This is a genomic window from Balneicella halophila, assembly GCF_003096835.1.
GTDB lineage: Bacteria > Bacteroidota > Bacteroidia > Bacteroidales > Balneicellaceae > Balneicella > Balneicella halophila.
The window spans coordinates 144038-160263 of the sequence record NZ_QENZ01000005.1; the positions used below are offsets into that span (position 1 = coordinate 144038).

General features: G+C 36.0%; 10 protein-coding genes. 8 read left to right on the forward strand and 2 right to left on the reverse strand.

Annotated features, from left to right (window positions below):
• Positions 1-24: 24 nt before the first annotated feature.
• From C7377_RS07730 to C7377_RS07745, 4 genes are read left to right on the forward strand one after another with little or no spacing between them, the layout of a single operon-like run.
• Positions 25-1392 carry a TolC family protein gene (locus C7377_RS07730; protein ID WP_116496780.1) on the forward strand — a complete coding sequence of 456 codons (1368 nt, stop codon included), beginning with the start codon at positions 25-27 and terminating at the stop codon, positions 1390-1392.
• 29 nt (positions 1393-1421) lie between these two features.
• The gene (locus C7377_RS07735; RefSeq protein ID WP_116496781.1) at positions 1422-2603 is read left to right on the forward strand and encodes an efflux RND transporter periplasmic adaptor subunit; all 1182 of its coding nucleotides are present in this window, start codon (positions 1422-1424) and stop codon (positions 2601-2603) included.
• The gene (locus tag C7377_RS07740; protein WP_116496782.1) at positions 2590-6054 is read left to right on the forward strand and encodes an efflux RND transporter permease subunit; all 3465 of its coding nucleotides are present in this window, start codon (positions 2590-2592) and stop codon (positions 6052-6054) included. The genes C7377_RS07735 and C7377_RS07740 overlap by 14 nt, the downstream gene beginning before the upstream one ends.
• A complete protein-coding gene (locus C7377_RS07745) occupies positions 6026-7243 on the forward strand; it encodes a 3-phosphoshikimate 1-carboxyvinyltransferase (protein WP_116496783.1) in 1218 nt (405 codons plus the stop codon). The genes C7377_RS07740 and C7377_RS07745 overlap by 29 nt, the downstream gene beginning before the upstream one ends.
• Before the next feature lie 28 nt (positions 7244-7271).
• Here C7377_RS07745 and C7377_RS07750 read toward each other — a convergent pair whose 3' ends face one another.
• Both C7377_RS07750 and hemA read right to left on the reverse strand, forming a co-directional pair.
• A complete protein-coding gene (locus C7377_RS07750) occupies positions 7272-8144 on the reverse strand; it encodes a polyphosphate kinase 2 family protein (protein ID WP_116496784.1) in 873 nt (290 codons plus the stop codon).
• Positions 8134-9450, reverse strand: coding sequence for a glutamyl-tRNA reductase (gene hemA / locus C7377_RS07755; protein WP_133241475.1), 1317 nt, complete (start codon positions 9448-9450; stop codon positions 8134-8136). The genes C7377_RS07750 and hemA overlap by 11 nt, the downstream gene beginning before the upstream one ends.
• A gap of 328 nt (positions 9451-9778) precedes the next feature.
• Here hemA and C7377_RS07760 point away from each other — a divergent pair, with 328 nt between their 5' ends.
• The 4 genes from C7377_RS07760 to C7377_RS07775 all read left to right on the forward strand — a co-directional run bounded on the left by C7377_RS07760 (position 9779) and on the right by C7377_RS07775 (position 16220).
• Positions 9779-11641: a methylmalonyl-CoA mutase family protein gene (locus C7377_RS07760; protein WP_116496786.1), complete on the forward strand. Its 1863-nt coding sequence runs from the start codon at positions 9779-9781 to the stop codon at positions 11639-11641.
• 57 nt (positions 11642-11698) lie between these two features.
• Positions 11699-13840 carry a methylmalonyl-CoA mutase gene (gene scpA / locus C7377_RS07765; protein WP_116496787.1) on the forward strand — a complete coding sequence of 714 codons (2142 nt, stop codon included), beginning with the start codon at positions 11699-11701 and terminating at the stop codon, positions 13838-13840.
• Between the two features lie 164 nt (positions 13841-14004).
• The gene (locus C7377_RS07770; RefSeq protein WP_116496788.1) at positions 14005-14817 is read left to right on the forward strand and encodes a glycogen/starch synthase; all 813 of its coding nucleotides are present in this window, start codon (positions 14005-14007) and stop codon (positions 14815-14817) included.
• A 14-nt stretch (positions 14818-14831) separates the two neighbouring features.
• The gene (locus C7377_RS07775) at positions 14832-16220 is read left to right on the forward strand and encodes a DUF4270 family protein (RefSeq protein ID WP_116496789.1); all 1389 of its coding nucleotides are present in this window, start codon (positions 14832-14834) and stop codon (positions 16218-16220) included.
• Positions 16221-16226: the final 6 nt, after the last annotated feature.

The following is a 16226-nucleotide window of genomic DNA, read 5'->3' on the forward strand; positions in this document are numbered from 1 at the left end:
TGAGTAAATATTAAAAATAAATAAATGAAAAAGATATTTATAACAATTTTTATAGCATTACTGGGGACTGTATTCGTGGTAGCTCAGGAGAATTCTGAGACTACTGTTAAGAATAGTTTTACGATTGAGGAGGCCACAGAATTTGCCAAAAAACATGCTTATGAAGTGATTAGTACAGGTTATGAGATGCAACAAGCCAAAAAGAAAATTTGGGAAACCATAGCCACTGGATTGCCCCAGGTTAGTGCAGAAGCAAATTATAATGACAATTTGGAGTTACAAACCTCTCTGCTTCCAGCAAAAATTTTCGACCCCGAAGCAGGAGATGATGCATTTGTGCCTGTGAAGTTTGGGCAACAATATACATCTGATGCTTCAATCACAGCTACACAGCTTATATTTGATGGTACATATATAGTAGGATTGAAAGCTTCTAAAGTTTACTATCAACTGTCTGCTGACAAGATGGATAAGGTGAAGGAAGGTATTCAAGAAGGAGTTATGCTAGCTTATTATTACGTATTGGCTGCCGAAGACAATTATGAAACATTGAAAGAAACTTTAGCAAGCAGTAAGAAAATTTATGAAGAAGCTAAAGCATATTACGAGGAAGGACTTCGCGAGGATACAGATGCAGACCAAGCAGCTCTATCTGTTGCAAATATTACAGCAAAAGTCAATGAGGCACAACGAAGTATTGTTACTGCACGAATGGCACTAAAATACTTAATGGGGTTAGATGTGAATAGCCGAATAGAGCTGGAAAGTACACTTGATCAATTAATTAATTATGTGCTAATTACTGAACAGCAACAAGCATTAGATTTTTCTACTCACATTGATTATAGAATTTTGGAAACACAACTGCAAGCACAGCAATTGATGGTGAAAAAAGAACAAGCCACATATTTGCCTACGTTGTCAGCATTTTATCGATATGGTAAAAATGCCTCAACAAACGAGTGGAATGTTTTTGATAAGGATACAGAATGGTTCACGTCATCTATTCTAGGTTTCAAAATAAGTCTGCCGGTTTTTTCTTCAGGGATTCGTTATTCTAAAGTGATGCAACAAAAATTGGCTTTGTATGAAGTGGAAAATCAAATCGATCAAAAGTTGCAAGAGATGAAGCAAAATAAGTTGGTGGCAGAAAATGATTTAGCAACAGCCAAAGCAAACTATTTTACGAGCGAAAAAAGCAAACAGTTAGCCAAGAAAATATTCGATAAAACTAAACTGAAATACACAGAAGGCGTAAGTAATAGTTTTGAGTTAAGCCAAAACGAGCAACAATACTTGGAAGCGCACTCTACTCATGTAGAAGCAACTTTAGAATTGCTAAAAGCGAATATTGCCTACGAAAAGGCTATCGGGATATTATTAAACGAATAATTAGAATAAAAAATTAAATAAAATATTTTATGAAACGGTTAGTTTATGCAATCACCATCGTTGTCTTGATGGCAAGTTGTGGTAAAGAGCGCAAGAGAAATTCTGTTGAACATCTTATTGCAAAGCAAGATATTGAAGGCTTAAAAGAAAAGCAAACAGAATTGCAAGAAGAGTATAATGAAGTTACTGCAAAGTTGACGGAAATTCGGGATGCTTTAGATGAATTGGAAGGAGAAAATCAGAATCCTATCGTTACAACATTTGCTGTTGTAGATACTTTATTTGAACATAAAATTCAAGTGCAAGGAAACGTTGATACAAAAAACAATACGATGCTTTTCCCTGAATTTTCAGGAGTATTAACAAACCTATACGTTAAAAAAGGGCAACGAGTTGGGAAAGGACAAATTATTGCGAAGGTAGATGATGGAGGTTTGTCACAACAACTTGGACAGGCTGAAGTGCAGTATGATTTAGCCAAGACAACCTTTGAAAGACAAGAGCGTCTATGGGATAAAAAAATAGGATCTGAGATACAATATCTTCAATCTAAAGCCAATATGGAAGCAGCAGAGCGTGCAGTAAACCAACTTAAATCACAGTTGTCTAAAGCAACAATTCGTGCACCATTTGCAGGTGTCGTGGATGACGTACCCGTTAAGCAAGGTTCAGTGGTGTTGCCGGGCCAAACACCAATTGCACGTTTGGTCAATCTGAACGATATGTATGTACGAGCCGACTTAGCAGAGACCTATTTGGGCAAGATAAAGGTAGGAACTCCCGTTTTGGTGAAATTCCCTGCTATAGGTGAAGAAATAAGTAGCAAGGTAAGACAAGTCGGAAACTTTATTAATCCACAAAATAGAACTTTTTATATTGAAATAGATATTCCAAACAAGGGTGGAGTTATAAAACCAAACCTAATGGCAATATTAGAAATTGCTGATTATAGTAATGAGAATGCATTAATCGTTCCTGTGAATGTTGTACATGAAGATAGTGAAGGACGATCTTATGTTTATACTATCAAGAATGAAGATGGTAAGAAAATCGCATCAAAAGTGCATGTTACAAAAGGCTTCACTCAGAATGATTACGTGGAGATCACAGAAGGTTTGGAAAAAGACATGATTGTGATCAACAAAGGAAGTCAAGGAATGCAAGAAGGAATAGAAATTGAAGTTAAAAACACAGAAGATGAAGGTAGATAAGGAATTTTCAATATCATCCTGGGCGATAAACAATAGAAATACTGTATTTATTATTGTAGCCATCCTGTTTATTGGAGGATTGGTATCATATAATGCAATGCCTCGTGAATCACTTCCTGAGGTGAATATTTCTACAATATTTGTAAGCACTGTTTATCCGGGAAACTCTGCAGAGGATGTAGAGAAGTTTGTCTCTGAACCTTTAGAGGAAGAGATTAAAAATATCACAGGAATTCGAGAAATCAAGTCAACCTCTAAACAAGATTATTCACTGATAGAAATTGAGTTTGAAGAGGACATTACTTCCCAAGACGCCAAGCAGAAAGTAAAAGATAAGGTTGATATTGTGACTGGACAAAGTGACTGGCCTACGCTAGATGGAGGCTCAAAACTTGATCCATACATTATGGATATCAACATCAGTGAGCTTGTTCCAATAATGAATATTAACTTGAGCGGAAACTATACTCCTCAGCAATTGAAAGAATATGGAGAGCTCTTGCAAGAGGATATTGAGATGCTTTCTGAAATCAAAGAGGTCAATATTCGCGGGGTGGAAGAAATGGAGGTAGAAGTAGCTGTAGATATTTATAAAATGACAGCAGCTACTGTCACTATGGGTGATATAATAGGAGCCATACAGCGCGAAAATGTTACTATCTCTGGCGGTAATATTGTGATGAACGACCAACGAAGGAATATTCGCGTTATTGGTCAGATAACAGAGCCTAAAGAATTAAATGATATTATTGTAAAAAATGAAGGCGGGTCTGTTTATTTAAGAGATGTAGCGGATATCAACTTCAGACATAAAGACAAAACAACCTATGCTAGAGAATATGGCAATGCGGTAGTTATGCTAGATGTCATGAAAAAAGCAGGTAGAAACCAGCTTGATGCTGCTGATAAAATTTATGAACTTGTAGATGATTTTAAAGATAAAGAACTGCCGCAAAATGTTCATGTTTCTATTACAAGTGATATGTCCACACGTACAAAAGCACAAGTTTCTGAGATGGAAAACAACATTCTCTTTGGTGTCTTCTTAGTGGTTGGAGTATTAATGTTCTTTTTAGGCGTTCGCAATTCGTTATTTGTGGGTATCGCTATTCCACTTTCTATGCTGATGTCTATTATGATATTGTCAGCGATGGGGCTTACGCTTAATACCATGACATTGTTTGCATTGGTGATGGGACTTGGTATGCTGGTAGATAATGGTATTGTTGTCGTCGAGAATGTTTATAGGCTCATGGACGAAGGCATGCCACGTAAACAAGCAGCAAAACAGGGTGTTGGAGAAATTGCATGGCCTATTATCGCCTCTACAGCTACTACATTAGCTGCTTTTGCTCCTTTAGGTTTTTGGCCAGGTGTAGTAGGGCAATTTATGATGTATTTCCCAATTACGCTTTCTATTGTTTTAGGTTCCTCATTATTTGTGGCATTAATCATCAATTCGATGATTACCTCAAGATTTATGATTGTAGATGAAAAAAATATGTCCAATAAGAAATTATTTATTTCTGTGGGGATTATGGCAGGGATTGGAATTATTTTATTGATTATAGGCTTTTCAATCGTTAACAAACTCATGATTGGTTTTGGTAATGTGATGATACTATTAGCAATCATGTTTATCTTACAGCGTTATGTCTTTTCTCATGTGGTTGATTATTTCCAAAGAAGATTTTTGCCACGATTAGAAAATGCCTATGAAAAGTTTTTAACTTTTGCATTAAGCGGAAAGAGAGCATACTTTTTCTTCTTCGGAACTATTATTTCACTAATATTAACTATCATATTGTTGGTACTCTTACAACCAAGAGTTTTATTTTTCCCAGAGTCTGACCCAAATAAGGCGATTGCTTATATTGAATTTCCTGAAGGTACAGATATTGAAAAGACGAATAGGTTTACTAAGCAAATTGAAGAAAACGTCTTCAATGTTCTAAAAGAGTATGAGGAAAAAAGAGATGACGGATCGGTATACAACTACATGGCAGAGAGTATTATTGCACAAGTAGGTGAAGGTGCTGGAAATCCTCAGGTTGATGGAGCATCACAAGCTGAAATGCTCAACAAAGGTAAGGTAACAGTGCTTTTCCGAGAATATAAATATCGAAGAGGCAAAAGTAGTGCTGATGTATTGACGGATATTAGAGAAGCTGTAAAGGGATACGCAGGCGTGAATATTGTTGTTGATAAAGACCAAAATGGTCCTCCGACAGGTTATCCTATAAACTTAGAATTGAAAGGTGATGATTATAATGTATTGATGAAAACGGCTCAAAACATCAGAGAGCAAATCAATGCATCTGGAATTCCGGGAATCGAAGAGTTAAATATAGACGTGAATCAGAATAAGATGGAGCGACAGGTTATTGTAGATCGTCAAAAGGCCGGACAGTTAGGCTTGTCAACCGGTCAGGTAGGTTCTGCACTGCGTGAAGCTATTTATGGTTTCGACGCTTCAACTTTCAAGGATGGGGAAGATGAATACGATATTATGGTGCGCTTTAATGCCGACAACAGGTATGATATGTCTGCTTTGATGCATCAAGAGCTCATGTTTAGAAATAGCCAAGGTCTATTGTATAAAGTGCCTATTGCTTCAGTGGCTTCTGTTAAAGATGTTGCAACATTTAGTTCTATTAAACGGAAAGATCTAAAACGTGTGATAACTATTTATTCGAATGTTTTAGAGGGATATAATGCTAACGAGATTGTACAAAAAATGAATACGAACCTTGAAGGCTATGATTTCCCAGAAGGTATAACTTATGAGTTTACGGGTGAGCAGGAAAAAATGAAGGACAATATGGACTTTCTCTCTAGGGCGCTGTTAGTCGCATTAGCACTGATTATGCTGATTATTGTAACACAGTTTAACTCTATTAGTAAACCAATATTAATCATGCTTTCAGTACTCTTTAGTTTTATTGGAGTATTCTTAGGAATGTTGATTTTTGGTAATGATTTTGTGATTATGATGACTATGATGGGAGTCATCGCATTGGCTGGTATTGTGGTAAATAACGCGATTGTATTGATTGACTATACTCAATTACTAATTGATCGAAAGAAACGAGAATTGGGTATAGATGAAGAAATGCTGTTGCCAAAAGAAGAGTACTATAAAGCCATCGTTCAAGGAGGAAAATCAAGGCTGCGTCCTGTATTATTAACAGCTATTACAACGATTTTCGGATTGATTCCTTTGGCTATTGGGTTCAACTTTGACTTTTTCTCCTTCTTTACTACCTATAATCCTGATATACATTTCGGAGGTGACAATACAAAGTTTTGGGGACCACTGTCTTGGACAATCGTCTATGGATTGACCTTTGCCACGTTCTTAACTTTGATTATTGTTCCTGTGATGTTTTATCTTTTAAATAGAGGGAAAATACGCGTAAAAGGTGAAAAAGCAGTTGGTGAAGTTAAGTAAAAATGTAGCGGGTAGCGTAAAGCTACCTGCTTCTAAAAGTATCTCTAATCGTGTGTTATTAATACGAGCATTGAGTTATAGTTTCTTACCAATTCATAATCTCTCTGAAGCAGAAGATACCCTTTTATTAGACAAAGCACTTAACTCGAACACGAACCGCTTTTATACAGGTGATGGTGGCACCACATTTCGGTTTATAACGGCATTTTTGTCTAAAATAGTTGGGGAGTGGTACATTGACTGCTCTGAACGAATGAAAGAGAGACCTGTGAAGGTATTGGTAGATGCTCTCAATGAACTAGGAGCACAAATTACATATACCGAGAAAGAAGGCTATCCGCCTCTGCATATTCTAGGTTCTAATTTAAATAAGAGCAAACTTTCTATTGATGGGAGTATTAGTTCGCAATATATTACAGCACTTTTGCTTATTGCACCAAGTTTAGTGAATGGCTTAGAACTCAAAATTAAAGGAAATATTGCTTCACGCCCCTATATGGAGATGACTCTAAAACTCATGGAGGAGTTTGGGGTGAAAACATCATTTGTAGATAATAAAATTTCTATAGCTCCACAAGATTATCAATTTAAGCCGTTTACAGTAGAAGCTGACTGGTCAGGAGCTTCATATTTTTACGAACTGCTTTCTTTATCGGAAAAAGGAGAATTGTTTCTTGTCGGCCTTACAAGAAATAGTTTGCAAGGAGATGCGCAACAAGTAGAATTGTGGAAACAGTTAGGAATTCAAACTAGCTACGAAGAAACAGGAGTGAGGCTAACTAAAGTTCCACGAACTATTGAAAAGTTGCATTTTGATTTTTCAGATATGCCAGATTTGGTACAAACTTTTGCTGTCGTTTGTTGTTTCAAAAATATTCCATTTCAATTTACGGGTGTAGAAACGTTGAAGATTAAAGAAACCAACCGAATAAAGGCTTTGATTCAGGAACTGAAAAAGTTTGGCTATTTACTAACTGAGCAGAAAGAAGGAACTTTGTCGTGGTATGGTAAAAGAAAAGGTATTGATGAGAAAATGGTGAGCATTAAAACTTACGGTGATCATCGTATGGCGATGGCATTTGCTCCAGTAGCAATTATCCATAGCATTGAAATTAAAAATCCTGAGGTTGTGAAAAAATCGTTTCCTGATTTTTGGCAAGAATTAAGAAAATTCGATTGCAACCAATGATAGAATGATATCGTTAGAAAAGACGCTCTTATTTTTCTTCTGTCAATTTATCTTTTGCAATGTCAAGACGTTCTTCCTCTTCTTTAGAGATTTCAGGGTATTCAAGATTCATATCTTCAAGTGCCTCAATTATAATTTGGCAGGCAGTCATTCGCGTAAACCATTTTTTATCAGCAGGCAAGATATACCAAGGCGCATAATCTTTTGAGGTTTCGTTTATAGCATCTTCATAAGCTTTTTGATAATCGTCCCACAATGCACGTTCGTTCATATCTGCAGAAGAAAATTTCCAATTCTTATCGTCTTCATTTATCCTGTCAAGAAAACGCTCTTTTTGTTCTTCTGGTGAAACGTGCAAAAACAGTTTAATGATTTTAGTGCCATTATTGGCTAAGTGTTTTTCGAAGTTGCGAATGCTCTGATAGCGATTATTCCAAAATTCTTGATCAAAATCACTTACGTCATCCCAAACCTTTTCATTCAAATTGTATTCCGGATGCACTTTGCATACTAAAACACTTTCGTAATGGGAGCGATTAAAAATACCAATTTTACCTTTTCGAGGCAATTCCAAATAATGTCTCCACAGAAAATCGTGAGCATAATCATTAGACGTAGGCGTTTTAAAGCTAGAAACTCTGCATCCTTGAGGATTTACTCCACTCATTACATGCTCTATAAGGCTGTCTTTCCCAGCAGCATCCATAGCTTGCAATACTATTAATAGAGATTGACTGCCATCGGCATAGAGTTTTTCCTGCAAATCATACAGGCGTTCTTTTTCAACCACTAGAAGTTTTTTGCCTTCACTCTTAGTGAGTTCGCCTTTATAAGTGGTTGGAAAATCTTTAAGTTTTATATCCTTTTTTACAAGAAAATCTTTTGAAAAATTAATTTTCATGATGTCTGTTTTTATGCTCTTTTTTCAAGCTGTGAGGATGAATACCAGCTGATTGTTTTGCATAGTCACCAAACATTTTTGAGAGTACTTCTCTGCTTCTTTTTTCGGTTTTAAAAACGTCTTTAATGTGGGAAATGCTCATTCTAGCTATACGGTTTACAATATTTGATGCAATCAAATCAACTTTTTCGAACTCTTCGTCTGTTAAGTTTGTCCGATGGTAAGCCAGCTCTTGTTCTTTCATTTTGTTTAGCCCCATTTGTACACCTTTAAAAATAGGAGAGAGGTGTTGCATTTCAATCCATTCGTGGAGCTCTTCGCTATTCTGTTTGATGATGTCCTCTGCTAAGGGCACATTTTTAATTCGCAATTCAAGTACCTCGTTATTAACCTGAGACAATTCGTCGATATCAACTAATTTTATGTTAGGTAATTTAGAGACATTTGTTGCAACATTTCGTGGTACAGAAAGATCTAAAATAAGTTTTCGTTCCGTATTTCCTTTGAAAAACTCTTTGGCAACTGTCGGATTTTGAGCACCAGTAGCAACTATGATTACATCTGCTTTCGCGATCTCTTGTGGCAATTCTTTTTCAGATTTGTAAGAAATACTGTATTTTTCGGCTAAGCTTGCTGCTTTGTCCTCACTGCGATTGACTAAAGTGAGCGTTTTTTTATTCATGTGTCTAACTAAGTTATCACATGTTGTTTTGCCAATTTCTCCAGTACCATACAGCAGGAAATTCACTTGGTCTAAATCAACTACATTCTCTTTAATATATTGCACAGCAGCATGCGATACAGAAGCTGCTCCATGACTTAATTCTGTTTGATTTTTAATCTTTTTACTTGCTTGGAATACATGTGCGAAAATGCGATTGAGCATAGTGTTCACCATTTTCATCTTCTCAGACAGGCGGTAAGCATTCTTTAGTTGCCCGATAATTTGGAAATCTCCTAAGATTTGTGAATCCAAACCTGCACCAACTCTATATAAATGATTTACAGCTTCGTCTCCAACAATATGATAACCGAATTCTTCAAACAGTTTCATAGGACCATTGGAATATTTAACCAACAGTCTCTTTACTAAGTCAATATTATCTGTTTGTGTATATACTTCGGTACGATTGCAAGTAGATAGAATAACTACGTTTTCTAACCCGAGAGATTGAGCATCTTTTAAAAAAGCTATTTGCTCATCATTACTTACTGAAAAAAGTTCTCTGATGTCAACGGGCGTTTGTAAATAACTAACGCCAATAATGTGAAAATTTTTCAATATATCTTGTGTCTTAAATTCCATAACAACTTTTTCAATATCAAACAACCCGTTTTTCAAACTAGGTTTTTACAAAAATAACTAAAATCACATCAGAAGCAATGTGTAATGCCATTGATTGAGATATTTAGAACTATTAAAAATAAAGGGATGTACGATATTTTTATTTTTAATTTACTTTTTGTTTTCATGAGCAAAATACCCCATTAACCCTGCTAAATAATTTCCTTAAAAAAACGACATTTTTTACTCTAAAATATGCTCTGTAGCCATTCTGCTTAAGAATATTGTCAATTATAGGCTTTTTTTGTACTTTTGTTGCTGGTAACATTAGATATTAAATATAAACAATATGACCTTAGGAAAAGATTTTTTTAAAGAGTTTCCACCCATTTCTACAGAGCAATGGATGGATAAAATCAATGCAGACCTGAAAGGTGCAGATTTTAATAGGAAATTAGTATGGCGCACACAGGAGGGGTTCAATGTAAATCCTTTCTATCGTTCAGAAGATTTAGAAGAAATAAATCATCTAGGCACACTTCCTGGTGAATTTCCATTTGTGAGAGGAAATAAGAAAGGAAAGAATGATTGGTTTATTCGCCAAGACATTAAAGTAAACGATCTTAAAGAAGCCAACAAAAAAGCATTGAATGTGCTGATGCGTGGTGCTGACAGTATTGGATTTATTCTGGATTGCAAAAAGGAATACACTAAAGAGGATATCAAGACATTGATTAATGAATTTCATCTTGAAGTTATTGAGGTGAATTTCATGAATGCTTCTGGAAAAGTATTACCTCACTTTGTAGAAATCGTTGATGAGCTTGGCGTTGATAAAACCAAAGTTCGAGGTGGTGTTTGCTTTGCACCGTTCAAGAGATTGAACTGTAAAGGATCATTCAAAAGCACTGCTAAAGAGCAATTCGAAAAGGCTAAAATGCTTATCGAAGTTAGCAAAGACCTGCCTAACTTTAAGGTCATAAACTTGCAAGCCAAGGTTTTCAATAATGCTGGTTCTTCTATTATTCAAGAGGTAGGATATTCTCTTGCAATGGGAGTAGAGCTACTAGAAGGTCTATTAGCTGAAGGCTTAAAAATTGAAGAAATTACTCCGAAGATTCGTTTCCACTATGCAGTTGGGACAACTTATTTTATGGAGATTGCTAAATTCCGAGCTTTACGTTTATTGTGGGCTAAGATTGTAGAAGCTTATAAACCAAAAAATACAGATTATTGTAAAATGCACATCCATGCTGAAACATCAGACTGGAACAAAACAGTTTACGATCCATACGTAAATATGTTGCGCACACAAACTGAAGGAATGTCTGCCGTATTAGGTGGTGTTGATTCTTTTGTATTGAAACCTTTTGATACAGTATTTGAAGAATCTGCAGAATTCTCAGAGCGTATTGCAAGAAATCAACAATTATTGCTTAAAGAAGAAGTAAATCTGGATAAAGTTGTTGACCCTGCCGGAGGAGCCTATTATATTGAATATCTAACACAAGCTATTGCTGAACATGGTTGGGATATCTTCCTACAGGTGCAAGATCTTGGTGGTTATATCAAAGCTTTTAACGAAGGTTTTGTTAAAAAACACATTACAGAAACGGCTAGAAAGCGTGATATGAATATCGCAACCCGTCGCGAAAATTTACTAGGAACCAACCAGTTTCCTAATTTCGAAGAAATGATTACTAACAAAGACAAAATTGCAGATAAGAATACTTGTTGTTGTTCAAGTAAATCTAATGACAATGGGTTGGAAATCTATCGTGGTGCCGAGGCTTTCGAAGAGTTGCGTCTGAAAACTGATGCTTATTCTGAAAAGAATGGACGTCCTAAGGTGCAGATGTTAACTATCGGGCATTTAAATATGCGTAAAGCGAGAGCACAATTTGCGTGTAACTTTTTTGCTTGCGCAGGATTTGAAGTGCATGATCATAATGGATTTAACAGCATTGAAGAGGGAGTGAAATATTGCGAAGAGCAAAAAGCAAAAATTGTAGTGCTGTGTAGTTCTGACGATGAATATGCTACGTTAGCTCCAGAAGCCTATGAGAAATTGGATAAAGATGTCATTTTTGTTGTAGCGGGTGCACCTGCTTGTATGGATGAATTAAAAGAAAAAGGAATTACTAATTTCGTCCACGTAAAATGCAATCTATTAGAGACTTTACAACAGTATCAATCAAAACTTGGAATATAATCCAATAAAAAAGATTGTAGCAAAATTAGTAAGTAGTTAATCAAAAACAACAAAAAAATGAAACCCAATTTTAAAGATATAGATATAAAAACAAAGAACTCAGGATCTGCTCCATCTCCAAAAGCAGAGAGCACATGGATGACTGCAGAACAAATTCCTGTAAAACCGACATATACGAAAGAAGATTTAGAAGGGTTAGAGCATTTAGAATATGCAGCCGGTCTTCCACCATATTTAAGGGGACCTTATTCTGCTATGTATGCGATGCGCCCATGGACAATCCGTCAGTATGCTGGTTTCTCGACAGCTGAAGAGTCTAATGCATTCTATAGAAGAAACTTAGCTGCAGGTCAAAAAGGACTTTCAATTGCCTTTGACTTGGCCACTCACCGTGGATATGATTCGGATCATGAACGTGTAGTGGGTGATGTGGGTAAAGCTGGTGTAGCTGTGGACTCTATCCTAGATATGGAAATCTTATTTGACCAAATTCCTTTGGATAAGATGTCTGTTTCCATGACAATGAATGGTGCTGTTCTTCCTATTATGGCTTTCTACATCGTTGCAGGTTTGGAGCAAGGCTGTAAGCTTGAGCAACTTTCAGGAACTATTCAAAATGATATCTTAAAGGAATTTATGGTGCGTAATACATACATTTATCCACCAGAATTTTCAATGAAAATTATTGCAGATATTTTTGAATACACATCTAAACATATGCCTAAATTCAACTCAATCTCTATCTCTGGTTACCATATGCAAGAGGCAGGTGCAACCGCTGATATAGAGTTAGCATATACTTTAGCTGATGGTTTAGAGTATTTGAAAACTGGTACTAAAGCAGGATTGGATGTTGACGCCTTTGCGCCACGTTTATCTTTCTTCTGGGCGATTGGAATGAATCACTTTATGGAAATTGCTAAGATGCGTGCTGGACGTTTACTTTGGGCGAAGATTGTAAAAGAATTCAATCCTAAAAATCCAAAGTCTTTAGCATTACGTACGCACTCTCAAACTTCAGGTTGGTCATTGACAGAGCAAGACCCTTTCAACAATGTGGGACGCACATGTATAGAAGCGATGGCGGCAGCATTAGGTCACACTCAATCATTGCACACCAATGCGTTAGATGAGGCGATTGCATTGCCAACGGACTTCTCAGCACGTATTGCACGTAACACACAGCTGTACATTCAAATGGAAACAGAAACTTCACGTTCTCTTGACCCATGGGCTGGTTCCTATTATGTAGAAGCATTGACTAATGAGTTAGTAGAAAAAGCATGGGCACACATCGAAGAGGTTGAAAGTCTTGGAGGTATGGCGAAAGCTATTGAATCTGGTGTGCCAAAACTTAGAATTGAAGAAGCAGCAGCCCGTACACAAGCTAAGATTGATGCAGGACATCAGACTATCGTGGGTACTAACAAATACCGATTGGCAAAAGAAGATCCATTGGATATTTTAGAGGTAGACAATACGACAGTTCGTTTAGCACAGATTGAAAGATTGAAAAAATTGCGTGCTAACCGTAACGAAAAGGAAGTTCAGAAGGCATTACAAGCGATAACTGAGTGTGCAAGAACAGGTAAAGGCAACTTGCTAGAGTTAGCTGTTGATGCAGCTAAGAAGCGTGCATCATTAGGGGAGATTTCAGATGCCTGTGAAGAGGTATGTGGTAGATATAAAGCAAAAATTCAAACAGTGTCAGGAGTATATTCATCAGAAGCAAGAGAAGATAAAGATTTCAAAGAAGCGCAAAGATTAGCAGACGAATTTGCAGATATGACAGGACGTCGTCCTCGTATCATGATTGCTAAAATGGGACAGGATGGTCACGATAGAGGTGGTAAAGTTGTCGCTACAGGTTTTGCTGATATAGGTTTTGACGTGGATATGGGACCATTGTTCCAAACGCCAGCTGAGACTGCAAAACAAGCAGTTGAGAATGATGCACATATTGTAGGTGTATCTTCATTGGCAGCTGGTCACAAAACATTAGTTCCAAATCTTATCGAAGAGCTTACAAAGTTGGGAAGAGAGGATATTATGGTATATGTTGGTGGAGTAATTCCTCATCAAGACTATGATTTTTTATACGAAGCAGGAGCTATTGGAGTATTTGGACCTGGAACCAAAATCCCAGCATGTGCAGTTGAAATTCTGAAGATTCTTATTGAATCATATAAAGAAGAGTAATACATAGTTCACATAATTATCTTGGAAGGGCGTAGCATTTTTTTGTCTACGCCCTTTTTTAGGCTCTAACTCGTTGTAGATTTAGGAAGTCTTAACAACTTACAAATGGCAAAAACAAATATTTTAGCTATCTTTGTATTCTCATATATAGTTAAATAAATTTTATGGAAAAGACTAAGGTTTTATATATCTCACAAGAAATAACACCATTTTTACCAGAGTCTGTAATTTCAAACATCAGCCGACATTTACCACAAGGAGTTCAAGAATCCGATATGGAGATTCGTACTTTTATGCCTCGTTATGGGGTCATCAATGAGAGACGAAATCAATTGCATGAAGTGATTCGCCTTTCTGGAATGAATATTATCATTGATGATTATGACCATCCGTTGATTATAAAAGTTGCCTCAATACAAGCAGCTAGAATGCAAGTATATTTTATTGATAATGAAGACTTTTTTCATCGAAAGCATGTTTTAAAAGATAAAAAGACAGGAAAATTTTTTGATGACAACGATGAAAGAGCCTTGTTTTTTGCACGTGGTGTACTGGAAACAGTGAATAAGCTACAGTGGAGACCGGATATTATTCATTGTCATGGATGGTTTACCTTTGCTGTACCTTTATTATTAAAGAAAATGTACAGTTACAACACCTTGTTTTCTGATGCTAAAATCGTATATTCATTATACGAAGATAAGTTTGATGGAAAACTCTCTGAAAATTTAAAAAATAAAATTGAGGATGAAAATATCAAAGAGAGCGATCTGAAATGGCTTGAAGATCCTGATTTTAATGCTGTTTCAAAATTTGCTATTGATAGTAGTGATGCTTTCGTAATAGCTGAAGAAGGAGTGAATGAGGAACTAAAAGATTATGTAAAGCAAACAGAGAAGCCAGTCCTAGACACACCTGGACTCGAGGATTACACAGGGAAGTATGTCGACTTCTACAATTCATTAATTAATAAATAATTCAAACTATTTTTATGAAACATTTATATTTAGCTGTTCTGCTATTATTAGGTAGCCTTTGTTTTTTTTCAGCTTGTTCTGATGATGAGGGGTCTGTAGGAGAGGAGTTGTTAGGCACCAGTAAAGTAAATGTCTCCTACGTGGAAGAAGATAATATCACGATTACTACTAATGAAGATAGACTTTCTGATTTATCAAGTATTTCCACAATTTTAGTTGGTACACTCAATGATGAAGTCTTTGGGAAAACGAGAAGTGGTGCCGCTTTTCAAGTAAGACTTCCAGGTTCGGTTCGTTTAGACAGGGCAACTATAGATTCTGTTAAGCTTTTTTTAGCGTATAGTGATTATTACGGTCGAGACTCATTAATAAACCAAACCGCAAGGGTTTATTTGCTGAAAGATGATATTCAGTATGCTAAAATTTATAATGCTTCAAGCGAAATAGCTTCAATAATAGGAGAAGACGTAGGCAGTGTTTCATTCAATAAAAAGATGGCGAGTGATACTATTTATTTAAAATCCGAAATTGATAATACACAAGATTCTTTGATAGATTCCGTAAAGCAAATAGATACTGTGCTACAACACCTTACTGTGAAACTAGATAAGGATAAGGTAGGACAATTTATTTTAGATGCCCCTGAGGAAGTATTTGAAAGCAGTGCTAATTTTATAGAATATTTCAAAGGTTTTTATGTTAATTCTGATGATATTTCTCAATCTTTAGGAGGTATTTATAGTTTTAATGTTTATTATTCTTACTTACAATTATATTATAAAAACCACGCTACATCTTCAAGTACTGGGAATGATACAGTTTACGAAGCTAAGTTTGCTCTACCAATAACCGATAACTCTGCAAGATTTAATATGCCAGAGTTCAACACACCTGATGATGTTTTGACATCTTCAGAATATATTTATCTGCAAGGAATACATGGAACAAAGGCAAAAATTCAAATGCCTGAGCTTAGAACATGGAAAGACTCCACTCAAGTGAGTATAAATAAAGCTCAGCTTAACTTTAATATTGCCATAGATAGTCTTGAGCGTACAAAGTACCCGTTGCCTTATCGCTTAGAGTTGTTAGCTGTTGATAAGAATGGTGATAAAATACCATTACGATACAATTCTTCTTTTGGAAATATTCCTACAGGTTTATTGGATTTGAGCACAAACACCTACACATTTGAAATCCCTGAATTGTTGCAAATGATTATTGATAATGAATTTGATTTTGATTACTTTGAGTTGTCAACAGGAACTATTGAACAAAGGTTGTCAGGATCGAATGAAAGAACAAGTTATCCCGGTGATGCAAAGAACTCCGTTTCGAGAGCAATTTTGCATAATTCAGGAGAAAAGAAACCCACATTAAAAGTTACTTATACACATTATTAATTTTCT

Coding starts and splice junctions, on each gene's coding strand:
- C7377_RS07750 (WP_116496784.1), bottom strand. CDS start 8,144: ATGAAAATTAATTTTTCAAAAGATTTTCTTGTAAAAAAGGATATAAAA.
- C7377_RS07730 (WP_116496780.1), top strand. CDS start 25: ATGAAAAAGATATTTATAACAATTTTTATAGCATTACTGGGGACTGTA.
- scpA (WP_116496787.1), top strand. CDS start 11,699: ATGAAACCCAATTTTAAAGATATAGATATAAAAACAAAGAACTCAGGA.
- C7377_RS07775 (WP_116496789.1), top strand. CDS start 14,832: ATGAAACATTTATATTTAGCTGTTCTGCTATTATTAGGTAGCCTTTGT.
- hemA (WP_133241475.1), bottom strand. CDS start 9,450: ATGGAATTTAAGACACAAGATATATTGAAAAATTTTCACATTATTGGC.
- C7377_RS07735 (WP_116496781.1), top strand. CDS start 1,422: ATGAAACGGTTAGTTTATGCAATCACCATCGTTGTCTTGATGGCAAGT.
- C7377_RS07770 (WP_116496788.1), top strand. CDS start 14,005: ATGGAAAAGACTAAGGTTTTATATATCTCACAAGAAATAACACCATTT.
- C7377_RS07740 (WP_116496782.1), top strand. CDS start 2,590: ATGAAGGTAGATAAGGAATTTTCAATATCATCCTGGGCGATAAACAAT.
- C7377_RS07760 (WP_116496786.1), top strand. CDS start 9,779: ATGACCTTAGGAAAAGATTTTTTTAAAGAGTTTCCACCCATTTCTACA.